This is a genomic window from Streptomyces sp. NBC_00704, from assembly GCF_036226605.1.
GTDB lineage: Bacteria > Actinomycetota > Actinomycetes > Streptomycetales > Streptomycetaceae > Streptomyces.
The window spans coordinates 2,446,523-2,463,530 of sequence record NZ_CP109000.1 but is presented as its reverse complement, the minus strand read 5'-3'; the positions used below and the strand labels follow the sequence as shown (position 1 = coordinate 2,463,530).

General features: G+C 70.8%; 13 protein-coding genes. 5 read left to right on the top strand and 8 right to left on the bottom strand.

Annotation, left to right across the window (positions count from 1 at the left end; all coding sequences use genetic code 11):
- The first annotated feature begins 256 nt into the window (after positions 1-256).
- The 3 genes from arfA (at position 257) to OG802_RS10880 (ending at position 3,193) form a co-directional block, all read left to right on the top strand.
- Positions 257-1,771, top strand: coding sequence for an arabinosylfuranosidase ArfA (gene arfA, locus OG802_RS10890; RefSeq protein WP_329409495.1), 1,515 nt, complete (start codon positions 257-259; stop codon positions 1,769-1,771).
- A gap of 100 nt (positions 1,772-1,871) precedes the next feature.
- Positions 1,872-2,333 carry an RrF2 family transcriptional regulator gene (locus OG802_RS10885; protein WP_329409493.1) on the top strand — a complete coding sequence of 154 codons (462 nt, stop codon included), beginning with the start codon at positions 1,872-1,874 and terminating at the stop codon, positions 2,331-2,333.
- Between the two features lie 209 nt (positions 2,334-2,542).
- On the top strand, positions 2,543-3,193 hold the full coding sequence (locus OG802_RS10880) for a DUF4360 domain-containing protein (RefSeq protein ID WP_329409491.1): 651 nt from the start codon (positions 2,543-2,545) through the stop codon (positions 3,191-3,193).
- A 190-nt stretch (positions 3,194-3,383) separates the two neighbouring features.
- Here the strand turns inward: OG802_RS10880 and OG802_RS10875 are convergent, their stop codons facing one another.
- The 8 genes from OG802_RS10875 to OG802_RS10840 all read right to left on the bottom strand — a co-directional run bounded on the left by OG802_RS10875 (position 3,384) and on the right by OG802_RS10840 (position 13,913).
- The gene (locus tag OG802_RS10875; RefSeq protein WP_329409489.1) at positions 3,384-5,168 is read right to left on the bottom strand and encodes a pyridoxal phosphate-dependent aminotransferase; all 1,785 of its coding nucleotides are present in this window, start codon (positions 5,166-5,168) and stop codon (positions 3,384-3,386) included.
- Positions 5,169-5,371: 203 nt separating this feature from the next.
- Complete coding sequence (locus OG802_RS10870; RefSeq protein WP_443055216.1) at positions 5,372-6,427, bottom strand: aldose epimerase family protein; 1,056 nt, start codon at positions 6,425-6,427, stop codon at positions 5,372-5,374.
- Positions 6,428-6,585: 158 nt separating this feature from the next.
- Positions 6,586-7,833, bottom strand: coding sequence for a multiple monosaccharide ABC transporter permease (gene mmsB / locus OG802_RS10865; protein ID WP_329409487.1), 1,248 nt, complete (start codon positions 7,831-7,833; stop codon positions 6,586-6,588).
- Entirely contained in the window at positions 7,830-9,380 is a 1,551-nt protein-coding gene (mmsA, locus tag OG802_RS10860) for a multiple monosaccharide ABC transporter ATP-binding protein (RefSeq protein WP_329409485.1), read from the bottom strand. Before mmsA ends, mmsB begins: the two co-directional genes overlap by 4 nt.
- Before the next feature lie 32 nt (positions 9,381-9,412).
- Positions 9,413-10,519: a multiple monosaccharide ABC transporter substrate-binding protein gene (gene chvE, locus OG802_RS10855; protein ID WP_329409484.1), complete on the bottom strand. Its 1,107-nt coding sequence runs from the start codon at positions 10,517-10,519 to the stop codon at positions 9,413-9,415.
- A gap of 142 nt (positions 10,520-10,661) precedes the next feature.
- Positions 10,662-11,633, bottom strand: a complete 972-nt coding sequence (locus OG802_RS10850) for a hypothetical protein (protein WP_329409482.1) — start codon at positions 11,631-11,633, stop codon at positions 10,662-10,664.
- A gap of 121 nt (positions 11,634-11,754) precedes the next feature.
- On the bottom strand, positions 11,755-12,759 hold the full coding sequence (locus OG802_RS10845; protein ID WP_329409480.1) for a zinc-dependent alcohol dehydrogenase: 1,005 nt from the start codon (positions 12,757-12,759) through the stop codon (positions 11,755-11,757).
- The gene (locus tag OG802_RS10840) at positions 12,756-13,913 is read right to left on the bottom strand and encodes a mandelate racemase/muconate lactonizing enzyme family protein (protein ID WP_329409479.1); all 1,158 of its coding nucleotides are present in this window, start codon (positions 13,911-13,913) and stop codon (positions 12,756-12,758) included. The genes OG802_RS10845 and OG802_RS10840 overlap by 4 nt, the downstream gene beginning before the upstream one ends.
- Positions 13,914-14,168: 255 nt before the next feature.
- Between OG802_RS10840 and OG802_RS10835 the strand changes: the two genes are divergently transcribed.
- Positions 14,169-15,161, top strand: a complete 993-nt coding sequence (locus OG802_RS10835; protein ID WP_329409477.1) for an SCO2400 family protein — start codon at positions 14,169-14,171, stop codon at positions 15,159-15,161.
- A 706-nt stretch (positions 15,162-15,867) separates the two neighbouring features.
- A complete protein-coding gene (locus OG802_RS10830) occupies positions 15,868-16,914 on the top strand; it encodes a LacI family DNA-binding transcriptional regulator (protein WP_329409475.1) in 1,047 nt (348 codons plus the stop codon).
- Positions 16,915-17,008 lie beyond the last annotated feature (94 nt).

The window sequence follows — 17,008 nt, the reverse complement described above, 5'->3', positions numbered from 1 at the left end:
CCCCCTTCCGAACCGCCCGGCGGCAGCCCGTTCGAGCCTACGCGGCCGGTTGTGCTCACGTCACGGAAAAGACGGTCGGGCGCGGTGCGGGAAAGCGCTGTCATGGATCGCGCCGAAACCATTGACGGACGCGGGCGCCGGATTTTACGGTCCCGTTCGAAGACGCGAGCATGATCCGGGATACCGAACCCCGCTCACGGGCCGGCAGGAGCACGGACCGCGGCGGGAGCGCGGCGACCAAGACCGAAAGGCCACGATGAGCACCGCTCGTTTCACCCTCGACCCCTCCTTCACCACGGGCGAGGTGAACCCCCGTCTCTTCGGCTCCTTCGTCGAACACCTCGGCCGCTGCGTCTACACGGGGGTCTTCGAGCCCGGCCACCCGGCGGCCGACGCCGACGGCCTGCGCACGGACGTCCTGGACCTCGTCCGGGAACTCGGCGTCACGGCCGTGCGCTACCCGGGCGGCAACTTCGTGTCCGGCTACCGGTGGGAGGACTCGGTCGGTCCCGTGGCCGAGCGGCCCCACCGCCTCGACCTGGCCTGGCACTCCACGGAGACGAACCGCTTCGGCCTCTCCGAGTTCATCGGCTTCCTCAGGAAGCTGGGCCCGCAGGCCGAGCCCATGATGGCCGTCAACCTCGGCACGCGCGGCGTCGCCGAGGCCCTCGCGCTCCAGGAGTACGCCAACCACGCCGGGGGCACCGCCCTGTCCGACCTCCGCGTGAGCCACGGCGACGAGGACCCCTTCGGCATCCGGCTGTGGTGCCTGGGCAACGAGATGGACGGCCCCTGGCAGACCGGCCACAAGACGGCGCAGGAGTACGGCCGGCTCGCCGCCGAGACCGCGCGGGCCATGCGTCAGCTCGACCCCGGTGTGGAACTCGTCGTCTGCGGTTCCTCCAGCCAGTCCATGCCGACGTTCGCCGAGTGGGAGGCGACGGTCCTCCAGGAGACGTACGACCTCGTCGACCACATCTCGCTGCACGCCTACTACTGGCCCGAGGACGGCGACGTCGACTCCTTCCTCGCCTCCGCCGTCGACATGGAGTCCTTCATCGAGAACGTGGTGGCGACCGCCGACCACGTCGGCGCGCGGCTGAAGTCGAAGAAGCGGATCAGCCTCTCCTTCGACGAGTGGAACGTCTGGTACCTGCCCGAGTGGGAGGAGCACGCCAAGGGCATCGACCGCGCCGACTGGCCGCAGGCCCCGCGGCTGCTGGAGGACTCCTACAGCGTCACCGACGCCGTCGTCTTCGGCTCCCTGATCATCGCGCTGCTGCGGCACGCCGACCGGGTCGCCGTGGCCTGCCTGGCCCAGCTCGTCAACGTCATCGCGCCGATCATGACCGAGCCCGGCGGCCCGGCCTGGCGGCAGACGACGTTCTTCCCGTTCGCCCAGGCCGCCCGCCACGGACGCGGCCGGGTCCTCGACGTCCGGGTGGACTCGCCGACCTACCGGACCCGCAAGTACGGCGACGCCGACCTGCTGCACGCGACCGCGGTCCGCGCCGAGGACGGGTCGGTCACCGTCTTCGCCGTCAACCGCGGCCGCACCGAGGCGCTTCCGCTGGAGGTCCGACTCAACGGCCTCGGCCTGACCTCGGTGGTGGAGCACAGCGTGCTCGCGGACGCCGACCCGGACGCCCGCAACACCCTCGCCGACCCCGAGCGGGTCGCCCCGCACGCGGCCGAGGGCACGACGCTGGCGGACGGCACGCTGACGGCGACGCTGGAGCCCCTGTCCTGGAACGTGATCCGGCTGGCCTAGACGAGCTTCACGAAGGCCGGCGACCGCCGCTCGCCGGTCACCGGCCGCAGGCCGCCCTGCCGTGGCGGGGCCGCTCGCCGGCCGACCGCACAATGGGGGCATGAGGATCTCGGCGAGGGCGGACTACGCGGTGCGGGCGGTGCTGGAACTCGCCGTGCGGCAGGACGGCGGCGACCCCGTGAAGGCGGAGTCGATCGCCGCCGAGCAGGACATCCCGCACAAGTTCCTGGAGGGCATCCTGGGCGATCTGCGGCGCGGCGGGATCGTCGACAGCCGGCGCGGCGGCGGGGGCGGCTACCGGCTGGCCCGCGACCCCGCGGCGATCACGGTCGCGGATGTCATCCGGGCGGTGGACGGCCCGATCGTCTCGGTGCGCGGCGAACGCCCGACGGGCCTGACGTACACGGGCTCGGCGCAACCCCTGCTGCCGCTGTGGATCGCGCTGCGGGCCAACGTGCGCCGCATCCTGGAGGGCGTCACGATCGCGGACATCGCGGCGGACGCGCTGCCGGTCCCGGTGAAGGAGCTGGCGGAGGAGCCCGCGGCCTGGGAGAACCCGTGACGGCGGGCCGGGTGCGCCGACGGGCGCGGACCCACGGGGTGTGAACCGGCCGGGGTGAATGGCCGGAGTTCCACCTGGGCGCGCCCCAGCGGTCTCCCTACGATGCGATCGCCCCGGTTCTTCACAGCAACTTCATTGATTCTTCACATGGTTGCTGCGCGGAGCCGGCCGCATCCACCCCCCACCGATCCCAATGAAGGGGAGAGACCATGGCTAGTGGGCTGCTCCTGGGCGGCGCTGTCGCCGCTCTCGTCACCGCGGCGATGCCCGCGCACAACCCGTCCTCGGGGTTCGTCGACCCGCCCCCGGACAAGATCGTCATCAACGTGGCCACGGTGAACGGCTCGGGCTGCCGCCCGGGCACGGCGGCGGTCGCCGTCTCCGAGGACAACACCGCCTTCACCGTGACCTACAGCGAGTACCTCGCGCAGGTCGGCGGCAACTCCGACCCGACCGCATTCCGCAAGAACTGCCAGCTGAGCCTGATCGTGCACGTCCCCTCGGGCTTCACCTACGCCATCGCCAGCGCGGACTACCGCGGCTTCGCCTCGCTCCAGGCCGGGTCCAACGGCGTGCAGCGGGCCTCCTACTACTTCCAGGGCTCGTCGCAGACGGTGTTCAAGAACCACACCTTCAACGGCGCGCTCAACGACAACTGGCAGGCGACGGACACCACGGACTGGGCGAACCTCGTCTACGCGCCCTGCGGGGTCCAGCGCAACTTCAACATCAACACCGAACTGCGCGTCAACGCGGGCTCGTCGTCCGCGTCCAAGGTCAGCTTCATGACGATGGACTCGACGGACGGCGACATCAGCACCGTCTACCACATGGCCTGGAAGGAGTGCCCGGGCAAGTAGGACGCGAGCGGGCCGAGCAGGCGCACGCCGGCCGGGCCGGGGCCGCCCACTCCTTCAGGAGCGGGCGGCCCCGGCGCGCTGACGAGCCATCAAGTGGTTGGCTCAGCAGACCGGTTCACTGGACTCGCGCCCGCACGGCGCATGGAGCCCGGCACCCTGCTTGCCGCCCTGCCGCCCTGCCGTCCCGGTTCTAGCCTGCCTGGCCCATGCCCGCCGCGTTGGGCCAGCTCTGGGCGTTGGGCCAGCCGGTGGCGGGCGCCGGGGTGAGGCCGTTGGTGCCGCGGACCTGGGCGGCGGTGAGTCCGCCGCGGGCCGGGACGCCGGGCGGGGTCGGTCCCATCGGCGGGACCGGCGCGGGGGCCATGGGCGGAGCCATGGCGGGGGACATCGGGGGTGCCATGGCCGGCGACATGGCCGCGGGCGACATGGCCGCCGGGGACATCGCCGCCGGAGCCATGGCCGCCGCCGGTGCCATCGGCGGGGCCGGTGCCATCGGCGGGGCCGGAGCGGGGGCGGGGGCGGGCGTGGGGAACGGGGTGGGGAGCGGTGTCGGGAGCGGTGTGGGGGCGGGCGCCGGGGGAGGGGTGGGGGTCGGGGCGGGCGCGGACTGGGGGAAGATCTGCGCCGCCGCGGGCATCGGCATCCCGGCGCCGTCGGACGGCGCCGACTGCGGCATCGCGGGGGCGGGCATCGCCGCGGCGACGGCCGCGGGCTGGGGGGCCGCGACCGGCCGTGGCTCCGCGGCCATGGCCTGGGCGGCCAGGCCATGGGTCCCCGCGCCGTTGGTGACCAGCCGGTCCACGGCCGCCGTGCCCGAGCTGTAGCCTGCTGCGGCGTTCAGCTCGGGCACGGCGGCTCCCCTCCTGGTCCCGTAGAGCACCTGCTCCAGGCCGGACACCAGGCGACGCACGTCGACCTGGGGGCGCACCACGAGTCTCAGGAAGCGGCTCGACGAACCGATCTTGTTGCCGCACTCGCGGACCAGGATGCGGTGCTCGGCGAGCAGCCGGTCGCGGACCACGGTGCCCTCGGCGCCGACGGGAAGGCGCACGAAGAGGAAGTTCCCCTGGGAGGGGTAGACGGTCAGACCCGGCAGCGCGGAGAGCTGGCTCGCCATGTCGAGACGGTCCCGGCGCACCTGGAGCAGGCTCTGCGCGTACTCGGGTCCGTGCTCCCTCAGCATGAACACCACGTACTCGGCGAAGGCGTTGAGGTTCCACTTCGGCAGCATCGAGCGGACCCGGCCGGCCAGCGACGGGTTGGCGACCATGTAGCCGAAGCGGATGCCGTGCAGGCCGAAGTTCTTGCCGAGGCTGCGCAGCACGATGACGTTGGGCCGGATCATCGCCTCCTGCACGACGCTGGGTTCCTGCTCGGCGTCCGCGAACTCCAGGAACGACTCGTCGACGACGATCAGGTCCAGGTCGGCCATCGCGTCCATGAACTGCACGAGCGCGTGCTTGTGCAGGAAGCCGCCGTCGGGGTTGTTCGGGTTGCAGATGACGGCGACCCGCGTGCCCCGGGTGCGGATGAACTCGGCGTACTGGGCGAGGTCCAGGGCGAAGCCGCTGGACTCCTGGAGCGGGAACATGTCGACCCGCTTGCCGGTCTCCATGGGCTGGTCGGTCCAGCGGCCGAAGGTGGGCACCGGCACGGCGAGGGACTCGCGCACCAGCAGGTGGTCGATCCAGGTGATCAGCTCGGTGGAGCCGTTGCCCATGGCGACTGCCTGCGGCGGGAGTTGGAGCAGGTTGCACAGTTCGGCGGTGATGGTGTCGGCGCTGCTCGGGTAGTACGTGATGATGTCGCGCAGCCGGGCGGCCATGGTGTCCATCATGGCCGGGGTGGGGAAGTACGGGTTGCACGGGATGCAGAAGTCCACCGGGCCGACTCCCTCGCCGCCCTCGCGTGTCAGCGCCGCCATCGACGGGCTGTGCGCCGCGTTGCGGAACAACGAGGAGACGTTGTCGGCCATGGAACCTCCGTATGGGGCGGGCCCGGCGGGGACGACCGGGCCCGTCGTCACTGGGTGGCCCGCGCGGGGGAGCGCGGGCCGCTCTTACATACGGAGGTGTCGGGGAGGCTGTTCAACCGCTGGGGAATCGGTGAGAAATTGTGGTTTAACTGTGAAGAACCCCCGTCGGCCGCAGGGATGCCGGGGCCGGCGGGGGCGGTGGGTCAGACGCCGAACGAGTGGACCGTCGTCGTCCGGTACACCTTGCCCGGCCGCAGCACGGTGCTCGGGAACCCCGGCCGGTTCGGCGAGTCAGGGAAGTGCTGGGTCTCCAGGCAGAGCGCGTCGCCCTGGCGGTAGGTGCGCCCGCCGGAGCCGACGAGACTGCCGTCGAGGAAGTTGCCCGAGTAGAACTGCAGGCCCGGCTCGGTGGTCGCGATCGTCAGCGTGCGGCCGGAGGCGGGGTCGCGCAGCACGGCGACCGGCTCGGGCCGGGCCGTGCGGCCCTTGTCGAGGACGTAGTTGTGGTCGACGCCCTTGCTGGGCAGCAGCTGCTCGTGGGCGGCCCGCAGGTCCCGGCCGACCGGCTTGGCCGTGCGGAAGTCGAAGGGGGTGCCGGCGACGTCGGCGGGCTCGCCGGTGGGGATCAGCCCCGCGTCCACGGGCAGATAGCGGGAGGCGGCGATCTCCAGCTCGTGGTCGTGCACCGGGCCGCTGCCCTCGCCGGCGAGGTTCCAGTAGACGTGACTGGTCAGGTTGACGACGGTGGCCCGGTCGGTGGTGGCCTCGTAGTCGATGCGCCAGTCCCCGTCGGCGGTGAGGGTGTACGTCACGTGCGCCCGCAGCGTGCCCGGGTAGCCCATGTCGCCGTCCGGGCTGGTCAGCGTCAGGCGCAGGCCGACGTCCGGGCCCTCGGTGAACGGCTCGACGTCCCAGACGCGCCGGTCGAAGCCCTCGGTCCCGCCGTGCAGGCTGTGCGCCCCGTCGTTGAGGGGCAGCCGGTGGGTCTCGCCGTCCAGGGTGAAGCTGCCCTCGGCGATGCGGTTGCCGAACCGGCCGATCAGCGCCCCGAAGTACGGGCTGCCGGCGACGTAGTCCTCGACGGAGCCGAATCCGAGGGAGACGTTCGCGTACCGGCCGTGCCGGTCGGGGACCTCCAGGGACTGCACGATCCCGCCGTAGTCGAGCACCGTCAGCCGGGTTCCGCCGTTCTCCAGCGACCAGCTGGAGACCTCGGCGCCGTCGGCCAGCCTGCCGAAGTGCGTCTTCACCGTTCTCACCGTCTCCACCGTCTTCCCGCCTTCCACTGCCGTCCCGCTCGTCGCTCGTCCCGCCGGTGCCGGTGCCGGTGCCGGTCCCGGTCCAGGTCCAGGTCCAGATTCAGGTCTGGTCCTGAAAACAGAGCGGGCCCCGCCTTCCGGCGGGGCCCGCTACCGGTTCAGGAACCGGACTTGCGCTTGTTCCAGACGTCGAACCCGACCGCGATCAGCAGGGCGAGGCCCTTGATGACCTGCTGCCAGTCGGAGCCGACGCTCAGGAGGTTCATGCCGTTGTTCAGCACACCGAGGACGAGACCGCCGATGATCGCGCCGAGCACGGTGCCGACGCCGCCGCTCATGGACGCGCCGCCGATGAACGACGAGGCGATCGCCTCCAGTTCGAAGCTCAGACCGGCCTTCGGCGAGGCCGCGTTCAGCCGGGAGGCGACCACCAGACCGGCCAGGGCCGCGAGCACGCCCATGTTCAGGAAGACGAAGAAGGTGACCTTCTTGTCCTTGACGCCGGACAGCTTGGCCGCCGGCAGGTTGCCGCCGATGGCGTAGATGTGCCGGCCGAAGACGGCGTTGCGCATGATGTAGCCGTAGCCCACGACCAGCACCCCGAGGATGATCAGGATGATCGGCGCGCCCTTGTAGCTGGCGAGCAGCATCGTGACCGTGAGGATCGCGGCGGCGATGGCGACGAGCTTGAGCAGGAAGAGGTTGATCGGCACCACGTCGAGCGAGAACTCCTGCTGGCGCTTGCGGTCGCGGACCTCCTGGAGGACCACGAAGGCGAGCAGGGCGAAGCCCAGCAGCAGCGTGATGTTGTGGTAGTTGGTGTTCGGGCCGACCGCGGGCAGGAAGCCGTTGCCCATCTTCTGCAGACCCTCGGGGAACGGGCCGAGGGTCTGGCCCGCCAGCAGGATCTCCGTCAGACCGCGGAAGAGCAGCATGCCCGCGAGGGTGACGATGAAGGAGGGTATGCCGAGATAGGCGATCAGGAAGCCCTGCACCGCGCCGGCCACCGCGCCCACCACCAGGCACAGCACCAGCGCGACGGGCCACGCCACGTCGTGCTGCACCGTGAGGACGGCGGCGAAGGCGCCCACGAAGGCCGTCACCGAACCGACCGACAGGTCGATGTGGCCCGCGATGATCACCAGCATCATGCCGATCGCGAGGATCAGGATGTAGCTGTTCTGCAGGACCAGGTTGGAGACGTTGCGGGGAAGCAGCAGGTCACCGCCGGTCCACACCTGGAACAGGATCACGAGCAGGCCGAGGGCGATCAGCATGCCGTACTGGCGCATGTTGCGGCGCAGGCCGTCCAGCACCAGTTGCAGCAGCCCGCCGCCGGAGGCGGAGCCCCCGCTCTTCCCGGGCGGCGCGGCCGCCGGGCTCTTGTCCGTCACGTCCGTGCTCATCGCGATACCTCTTTGTCCTTCGTCATCTGACGCATCAGCACTTCCTGCGTGGCCTCGGCCCGCGGGAACTCGCCCGTGAGCCGTCCGGCGGCCATCGTGTAGATGCGGTCGCACATGCCGAGCAGTTCGGGCAGCTCGGAGGAGATGAAGACGACCGCCTTGCCCTGGGCGGCCAGCTGGTCGATGACCGTGTAGATCTCGAACTTGGCGCCGACGTCGATGCCGCGCGTGGGCTCGTCCAGGATCAGCACGTCGGGACCCGCGAAGATCCACTTGCTGAGGACGACCTTCTGCTGGTTGCCGCCGGACAGCTTGCCCACCGGCTCGAAGACGGTCGGGGCCTTGATGTTCATGGACTTGCGGTAGCCCTCGGAGACCTGCCGCTCCTCGTGCTCGTCGACCACGCCCCGCTTGGCGACCTTGTTCAGGGCCGTCAGCGAGATGTTGCGGTTGATGGTGTCGATGAGGTTGAGGCCGTAGTGCTTGCGGTCCTCGGTGACGTAGGCGATCCCGTGCCCGATCGCCTCGGCGACCGTTTTGGTGCGGATCTCCTCGCCGTCCTTGAGGACCGTGCCGCCCGCGTGCCGGCCGTAGCTGCGCCCGAAGACGCTCATGGCCAGCTCGGTGCGGCCCGCGCCCATGAGTCCCGCGATGCCGACGATCTCCCCGCGGCGCACCTGGATCGACACGTCGTCGACCACCTTGCGCTGCTGGTCGATCGGGTGGTGCACGGTCCAGTCGCGGATCTCCAGGGCCGGAGCCGCGCCCTTCTCCGGCTCGTGCGGGGTGCGCTCGGGGAAGCGGTGGTCGAGGTCGCGGCCGACCATGCCGCTGATGATCCGGTCCTCGGTCGTCTCCTCCGACTTCACGTCGAGCGTCTCGATGGAGTGCCCGTCGCGGATGATCGTCACCGAGTCCGCGACCTTGCGGATCTCGTTGAGCTTGTGGGAGATGATGATCGAGGTGATGCCCTGCTTCTGCAACTCCAGGATGAGATCCAGGAGTTTGCCGCTGTCCTCGTCGTTCAGGGCCGCCGTCGGCTCGTCGAGGATGAGCAGCTTGACCTTCTTCGACAGCGCCTTGGCGATCTCCACGAGCTGCTGCTTGCCCACGCCGATGTCGGCGACGCGGGTCTCCGGGTGGTCGTCGAGACCGACCCGGCGCAGCAGCTCCGTGGCGTGCCGCAGGGTCTCCCGCCAGTCGATGAACCCGCTCTTGGCGTGTTCGTTGCCGAGGAAGATGTTCTCCGCCAGCGAGAGGTACGGCGACAGCGCCAGCTCCTGGTGGATGATGACGATGCCGTGCTGCTCGCTCGCCCGGATGTCCTTGAACTGGACGACCTCTCCCTCGAAGAGGATGTCGCCCTCGTAGCTGCCGTGGGGATGGACGCCGGAGAGCACCTTCATCAAGGTGGACTTCCCGGCGCCGTTCTCACCGCAGATGGCATGGACCTCGCCCTGACGGACAGTCAGTGTGACGTCCGACAGCGCTTTGACGCCGGGAAAGGTCTTGACGATCGAGCGCATTTCCAGGACGGGTCCCGCCATGGTCGTGCCTTCCAATCCGTAAGGTTCGACGCTTACTTGAGCTGGTCCGCCGTGTAGTAGCCGCCCTGGACGAGTTCCTTCTCGTAGTTCGACTTGTCGACGCTCACCGGCTGGAGCAGGTAGGCGGGGACGACCTTGGTGCCGTTGTCGTACGACTTGGTGTCGTTGATCTCGGGCTTCTTGCCGTTCAGGGTGGCGTCGACCATGTCCGTGGCGACCTGGGCGAGCTTGCGCAGGTCCTTGTAGACGGTCATCGACTGCTGGCCGGCGATGATCGACTTCACGGAGGCCAGTTCGGCGTCCTGACCGCTGATGACCGGCAGGGGCTTGGCGGCGGAGCCGTAGCCGTCGGACTTCAGCGCGGCGATGATGCCGATGGAGATGCCGTCGTAGGGCGACAGGACGGCGTCGACCCGGCCGCTCTTGTACGACGAGGTGAGGATGTCCTCCATGCGCTTCTGGGCGGTGGCGCCGTCCCAGCGCAGGGTGGTGACCTGGTTCATCTTCGTCTGGCCGGACTTGACGACGAGCTTCTTGCTGTCGATGTACGGCTGGAGCACGCTCATCGCGCCGTTGAAGAAGTACTTGGTGTTGTTGTCGTCGTTGGAGCCGGCGAACAGCTCGATGTTGAACGGGCCCTTGCCGGACGCCAGGCCCAGCTTGTCGACGATGTAGCCGGCCTGGAGCTTGCCGACCTTCTCGTTGTCGAAGGACGCGTAGTAGTCGACGTTCTTCGTGCCGAGGATCAGGCGGTCGTAGGAGATGACCGGGATCTTGGCGTCGGCGGCCTGCTGGAGCACGCTGTTCAGCGACTTGTTGTCGATGGCGGCGACGATCAGCGCCTTGACGCCCTGGGTGATCAGGTTCTCGATCTGCGAGACCTGCTGCTCGGGGTCGTCCTCGCCGAAGACCAGCTTGGTCTTGTAGCCCTTGGCCTTGAGGTCCTTCTCGACGTTCGCGCCGTCGGTGATCCAGCGCTCGGAGGACTTGGTCGGCATCGCGATGCCGATGGTCCCGCCCTTGGCGTCGCCCTTGTCCTCCTTGCTGCCGCCCTCCCCGGACTGCCCGCAGGCGGTCAGGGTCAGGGCGAGGGACGCGGCTCCGGCTATGGCGGCGAGGGCGGCTCTGCGGTTACGCATGATCATCATCCTTGATGTGTGTGCAGTGATCGGTCTCGCGCTGAGAAGGACGCTTCCGGAGCGAGCGCCGGAAAGACCGAGAAGCGATGTGTGGGATTCTGCGCGCCTGTGTCGGCTTCTGTGAAGCGAGGTTTCCGGAACGTTATGACGACGGTTCGAACCTGTTCAGCTCGCCGGGCAGTCGCGAGCCGAGCGGGGCCATGTCTCCGTCGGCTCCGTGGCGCTCGAGCAGGTCCAGGGCGAGCCGTCCGCGGCGCACCCGCTCGCGTGCGGTGGACAGCGCGAGATCGCGCATGTGGTGGCCGTAGGGATAGATCCCGGGCGCCTTGGACAGGCCGAACTTCAGGTACAGCGGCGCGCCGCGCCGGATCAGCTCGGCGACCTCGTACATGCGGATGTAGCCGCCGAGATCGTCGGGGGCCTCGATGTACATGTCCATCGGAGCGGCCGACACCCGCCGGATCTCCGTGAGGTGATCGAGCGTCAGGTCGCTGGGCACGTTGACCGAGTCCGCGCCGAGCCGCTCGTAGACCGCGTACGCGGCCGGGTTCACGGGGCCGATGAGCGCGGACACCTTCAGCGTGGTGTCGGCCGGGATGAGCCCGGCGCTCCGGGCCCGGTGCAGCGTCCACAGCACGCCCTCGTCGGCGACGAGCAGGCACTTCACGCCCAGCTCCGTCGCCCGCACCGCGTCCTCGACGCATCCGGCGACGGCGTCGTGGCCGCGGGCGCGCAGTCCGCCGCCCCGGGAGTCGGTGCGGGTCGAGCCGCCGATGTCCCAGGTGCCGCGCGGGCCGGTGAACAGGCACAGCTCGATGTCGCGCTCAGCGGTGGCGTCGACCATCTCGATGATCTCGGCGTCGGTCAGCATCCACACGCCGCTGCCCTGGCTGATCCGGTGGATCGGCACGTCGAGGCGCGAGGCCTCCTTGAGGATGACCGCCAGCGCTTCGGGGCCCTCGCACGAAGGGACCTCGGTGCGCCAGCGGCCGCCGCCCGGGAACTCATGGGGCGAGGCGTCGGCGGGGTCGAGTGCGGGCGCGCCCAGGCCGAGAGCGGTGAGCGCCCGCTCACCGGGTCGGCGGGCTGCCGTGGTGGAAGCGTCCGTGGTCACATGCCGTCCTTCGTATTCGATATTTCGGTCAAGGTTCGCGGCTCAGGTCGTGCGGGGCTTGGGTGTACGCCGGCCCGGGGACCGTCAGGTGTCCCCGTGCCGGCGTACGGCTCGTCGGGGCCTACGGCCTGAGCAGCACCTTGCCCACCTTCGGGTCGCCGGATCCCACCAGCTCGATGGCCTCGGAGAAGTCGGCCAGCGCGAGCTCGTGCGTGACCAGCGGCAGCGGATCCAGCAGTCCCGCCGCGAACACCCGGACGGTGTACGACCAGGCGTCCGGCGACGCGCCGAACACGGTGCGCACGTCCAGCTGCCGCACGACCAGGTCCGTCGGGTCGAGACCGGCGGCGCCCGGCGCCGGGATGCCGGTCAGGACCAGCCGGCCGCCGCGCCTGAGCAGCGAGGCGGCGGTCCGCGCGGCGGACGCGGACCCGGCGGTCTCGATGACGACGTCGAAGTCGTCCGGGAGCTCCTGCTCCGTGGTGCGGAAGCCGGTGGCGCCGAACTGCACGGCGAGGTCCTCCCGGTCCCGGCGCGTGCCCACCACCAGCAGCTCGGCGGGCGAGCCGGCCTTCAGGAACTGCACGGCGAACATGCCCAGCGTCCCGGTGCCGACGACGGCCGCCTTCTCGCCCGGCAGGGCGTGCGCCTTGATGGCGGCGGCCGCGATGCAGGCGGCGGGCTCCAGCAGGGCGGCGGCCGTGAGGTCCGCGTCGTCCGGGAGCATGTGCAGCAGCCGGGCCGGGAGGGTGAGGGTGGCGGCCATCGCGCCCGGCTGGGTGAAGCCGGTCTCCTCGTACCCTTCCGTGCACAGCGTCGTCTCGCCCGCGTGGCAGCGGTCGCACACCTGGCAGTTGCGGAAGCCCTCGCCCACCACCTTGCGGCCGACGATCGACGCGGGAACCCCCGCGCCGACCGCCTCGACCGTCCCGGACCACTCGTGGCCGGGGGTCAGCGGGTAACGGACGTACCCCTCGGGCCGGTTGCCCTGGTACACCTCGCGATCGCTGCCGCAGATGCCGGTGGCGTGGACGCGCACCAGCGCCTCGCCGGCCTCCGGCCGACGCGGCTCGTGCGGGACGAGCCGGTGCTCGCCCGGGCCGTCGACGACGACAGCGCTGCTCACTTGCCGCCCTTCGGCTTGCGCTGCTCCCAGCCCTCGGCCCACAGGTCGAAACGGGCCTGCTGCTGCGGGAACTCGGCGGCCGCGTCCACGTCCAGCTCGACGCCGAGGCCGGGCTTGTCGGAGAGGTGGAAGTAGCCGTCGATCACCTCGGGCGCGCCCTTGACGACCTTCTTGATGTCCGCGTCCGCGAAGTCGTTGAAGTGCTCGAGGATCTTGAAGTTCGGGGCGGTGAAGCCGACCTGAAGCGAGGCGGCGGTCAGGACCGGGCCGCCGACGTTGTGCGGGGCCACGAGCATGTAGTGGGTCTCGGCGGTCGCGGCCAGCTTGCGCGTCTCCCAGATGCCGCCGATGTGGCCGACGTCCGGCTGGATGATGTCCACGGCCTGGCTCTCGAAGAGCTCGCGGAACTCGATGCGGTCGTGGATGCGCTCACCGGTGGCGACCGGGATGTCGACCTTGGCGGCGACCTTCTCCAGCGCCTTCAGGTTCTCCGGCGGGCACGGCTCCTCCAGCCACGCGGGCTTGAAGGGCGCCAGCTCGTTGGCCAGCCGCACGGCGGTGGCGGGGGAGAAGCGGCCGTGCATCTCCAGCATCAGCTCGGCGTCCGGCCCGATGGCGTCGCGCACGGCCTCGATGAGGGAGACGGCGTACAGGGACTGCTGGTGGTCCAGCTCGAAGTGACCGGTGCCGAAGGGGTCGATCTTGAGGGCCTTGTAGCCGCGCTCCATGACGCCCTTGGCGGCCTTGTGGTAGGCCTCCGGGGTCCGCTCGGTGGTGTACCACCCGTTGGCGTAGGCCTTGACCTTGTCGGTGACCTTGCCGCCGAGCAGCTGCCAGACCGGCACGCCGAGCGCCTTGCCCTTGATGTCCCAGCAGGCCATCTCGACGACGGCGATGCCCGACATCACGATCTCGCCGGCGCGCCCGTAGTCGCCGTACTTCATCCGGCGGGCGAGGTCCTCGACAGCGAACGGGTCGGACCCGAGAATGTGATTGGTCTCGGCCTCCTTCAGGTACCCGAGCAGCGCGTCGGTGTGTCCCAGCATGCGGGTCTCGCCGACGCCCGTGATGCCTTCGTCGGTGTGCACCAGGACGTAGGTCAGGTTCCGCCACGGCGTCCCGACGACGTGCGTGCTGATTCCGGTGATGCGCACGGAAGTTACCCTTCGGATGTTCGAGATTTCGTCACACGTTCGAAATGCTGACCAGACAGTAAGGACGGGGCGAGCGGGGTGTCAATGGGTCGACCAGGTAACGGTTTCGACAGTTTCGCCGACCCTTTCGACTCTTGAGGCGACGCCATGTGGGGCAGGTCACTCGATCTGACGCGCCGTATGGCCGGTTTCCCACACAACTTTCACAGACGCGGCGGGAAAGGTGATCGTCCGGGAACTTAGTCTCTCCGCGTCATGGACTACTGCCACCCGTGCCGACGGCACCTCAACGGCGCCCTCGCCTGCCCGGGATGCGGCGCACCCGCCGAGCAGCTACGCGCGTATCAGCCGAGCGCGTACGAGCCGGAGCCGGAGCCGGAGCCGCAGTCGTACGGCCGGCAGCCCTACGACCCGCAGCCGTACGCGCCCGAACCGTACGCGCCCGAACCGTACGCGCCCGAACCGTACGCGCCGGAACCGGACGCGTACGGTCCCGGCGAGCCGGCGGTCGGACACGACACCCGCGACAGCCCCGCCGGACATCACGGCCACGACGGCGGCGACGGCGGCGACGGCGGCGACGGCGGCGAAGGTCTCGACGACGGCGGGGGCATCGGCGGGGACGCCGGCGTACGCGAGGGCGACGAGCCGCGGGGCCGGGCCGCCCGCCGTCGCGACCAGGGGCACGACGGGCGACGGGGGCCCGGCGGGGCCTCGGCCGCGCCGGACGCGAGCCGACGTGACCGCAAGGCCTCCGCGCACCGTCGCCGCCGTAAGCGCGTGGTGCTGATCGGCGTCGGCTTCGCCCTGGCGGCGGGCGGCCTCAGTCTCGCCGAACTCGGCATCGACGCACCGGGGTTCTCGTCGCCGGCCGACCCGGCGGCGGCCGGGGGCGAGTCCACCGAGCTGGACGGTTCGACGCCCGAGCCCAGCGTGTCCGCGCAGCCGCTGGACGACCGGACGGACCCCGGCTCCGCCAGTCCCTCGCCCTCTCCCGACGCCTCCGCCTCGCCGTCGGCGTCCGCGTCGCCCTCCGCGACGGACGGGACGGCCGGTCCGGGCCCGGACAAGCAGGCCCAGTCGGGCCAGGTCCCCGGTTCCTCCGGGTCGGCGCCCTCCGGTGCGGCGGACCCGTCGGACGGGGGAGGCCACGGCTCCACCCCGACCCCCCGGCCGACGGCGACGGACGCCTCCCCGCACCCCTCCCCGTCGCAGACCTGCACCCGCTTCCTGTGGTGGTGCTCCTAGGGTCATGAGCCCGTGGGTCCGTGGGCCGTGGTGCTCCCAAGGCCATGGGTCCGTGGGTCCATGAGGCCGTGGACCCGTGGGTCCGTAGGCCTCTGTGCCGTCGTGGCGGCCGGGGCTCCTCCGCGTGAGAGGGCGATCGTCCGGCGTCCCCGCGTGGACGGTTCGTCCAGTCCGGTGTGTCCGCCGTCCCGTTGGCCGGATCGCGGGTGCCCGCGTGTCCGGATCCGGTGGCGCGGCGGGCGTCGACGCGCGGATGCCGGGCCGTGTGGACGGTTCGTCCAGGGCGATGTGATCGCCGTCCCGGCGCTCGGACCTCGCCCCGGCCGTGCCCGCAACCCGCGCTCCGGCGGGCGGGCGGGCCGTCGCCGGGGCGCTGGGCGCGGCCGCCGGTATAGACCTCTCTCCTGGCGCTGGCCTGGGATTATGCCTGCGAGTGCTCCATCGCGTTATGGAACCGTGACGACGTATGGCGGCAACCCTCTTGACCGCCGTGAATTGTTAGCGCTCACAATGACCTCCGCATTCACCAGTCACGGCCCACCGCCGACGGGGGAGGAGAGAGCATCGTGCCGACATCACGCCGACTCGCCTCTTCCGCCAGTGCCGTTGGGCTCACCGGGATCCCGCAGTGACGTCGGCGGCGCGGAACCGTCCGCCCGCAGCGCAGGCCATGTCGACGAACGAGAGCCGAGAAGGAGGGGCGCCCGTGGCACACACCAGGCTTCGGCCGCCCACCATGGCCGACGTGGCGCGCCGGGCCGGCGTGTCCCACCAGACCGTGTCCCGCGTGCTGGGGGACCACCCCAACGTGCGGGAGGCGACCCGGGCCCGGGTGCTGCGTGCGATCGAGGAGATGGGCTATCGCCGCAACTTCTCCGCACGGGCGCTGGCGACCCGGCGGACCCGGACGCTGGGCGTGGTCGCCTCCGACACGACCCTGTACGGGCCGGCCAGCACGCTGTTCGCGCTGGAGGAGGCGGCGCGGGCGGAGGGCTACCTCGTCTCGACGGTCAGTCTGCGCAGACTGACCATGGAGAGTCTGGCCGAGGCCCTGGACCACCTCGCGGACGGCGGCGTCGAGGGCGTGGTCGCCATCGCCCCGCAGCGCTCGGCGGTGGACGCCCTCTCCGAACTGCGCCACCCGTTCCCCGTGGTGGTCGTGGGTGGCGGGCCCGGTGCGGACATCGCCGGGGTCTGCGTGGACCAGCATCTCGGGGCGCGGCTGGCCACCGGGCATCTTCTGGCCTCCGGCCATCGCACGGTCTGGCATCTCGCCGGGCCCGAGGCGTGGCAGGAGGCGGCCGACCGGGCCGCCGGCTGGCGCGACACCCTCGAGTCCGCGGGCGTCGAGCCGCCCATGATGCTGCGCGGCGACTGGAGTCCGCTGTCGGGCTACCGTGCGGGCCAGGAACTGGCCGGCTGGGTGGGCCGCGGGCTGACCGCGGTCTTCGTCGCCAACGACCAGATGGCGCTGGGGGTGTTGCGGGCCCTGCGCGAGGCGGGGGTGCGCACTCCCCAGGACGTGGCGGTGGTCGGCTTCGACGACATCCCCGAGGCCGAGTTCTTCGCCCCGCCGCTGACCACCGTCCGGCAGGACTTCTCGGCGGTGGGCAGGCAGGGCATCGCGCTCCTGCTGGACCTGATCGAGGGCCGGCCGCCCGCCACCGCCCCCCGGGTGGCGATCGAACCCCAGCTCGTCGTCCGCGCCAGCACCTTCCCCAGTGCCGCCCAGCCGGACGGCACGCCCCACTGACGAACCCCCCGGTCTGACCGCTCCGGCCGTCTGACCGAAATCTCGAACAATGATCGACAGGCTGGACGCAGTACAGCCGGTCTCGTCAAGTACC

Coding starts and splice junctions, on each gene's coding strand:
- OG802_RS10880 (WP_329409491.1), top strand. CDS start 2,543: ATGGCTAGTGGGCTGCTCCTGGGCGGCGCTGTCGCCGCTCTCGTCACC.
- arfA (WP_329409495.1), top strand. CDS start 257: ATGAGCACCGCTCGTTTCACCCTCGACCCCTCCTTCACCACGGGCGAG.
- OG802_RS10885 (WP_329409493.1), top strand. CDS start 1,872: ATGAGGATCTCGGCGAGGGCGGACTACGCGGTGCGGGCGGTGCTGGAA.
- OG802_RS10835 (WP_329409477.1), top strand. CDS start 14,169: ATGGACTACTGCCACCCGTGCCGACGGCACCTCAACGGCGCCCTCGCC.
- mmsB (WP_329409487.1), bottom strand. CDS start 7,833: ATGAGCACGGACGTGACGGACAAGAGCCCGGCGGCCGCGCCGCCCGGG.
- chvE (WP_329409484.1), bottom strand. CDS start 10,519: ATGCGTAACCGCAGAGCCGCCCTCGCCGCCATAGCCGGAGCCGCGTCC.
- OG802_RS10875 (WP_329409489.1), bottom strand. CDS start 5,168: ATGGCCGACAACGTCTCCTCGTTGTTCCGCAACGCGGCGCACAGCCCG.
- mmsA (WP_329409485.1), bottom strand. CDS start 9,380: ATGGCGGGACCCGTCCTGGAAATGCGCTCGATCGTCAAGACCTTTCCC.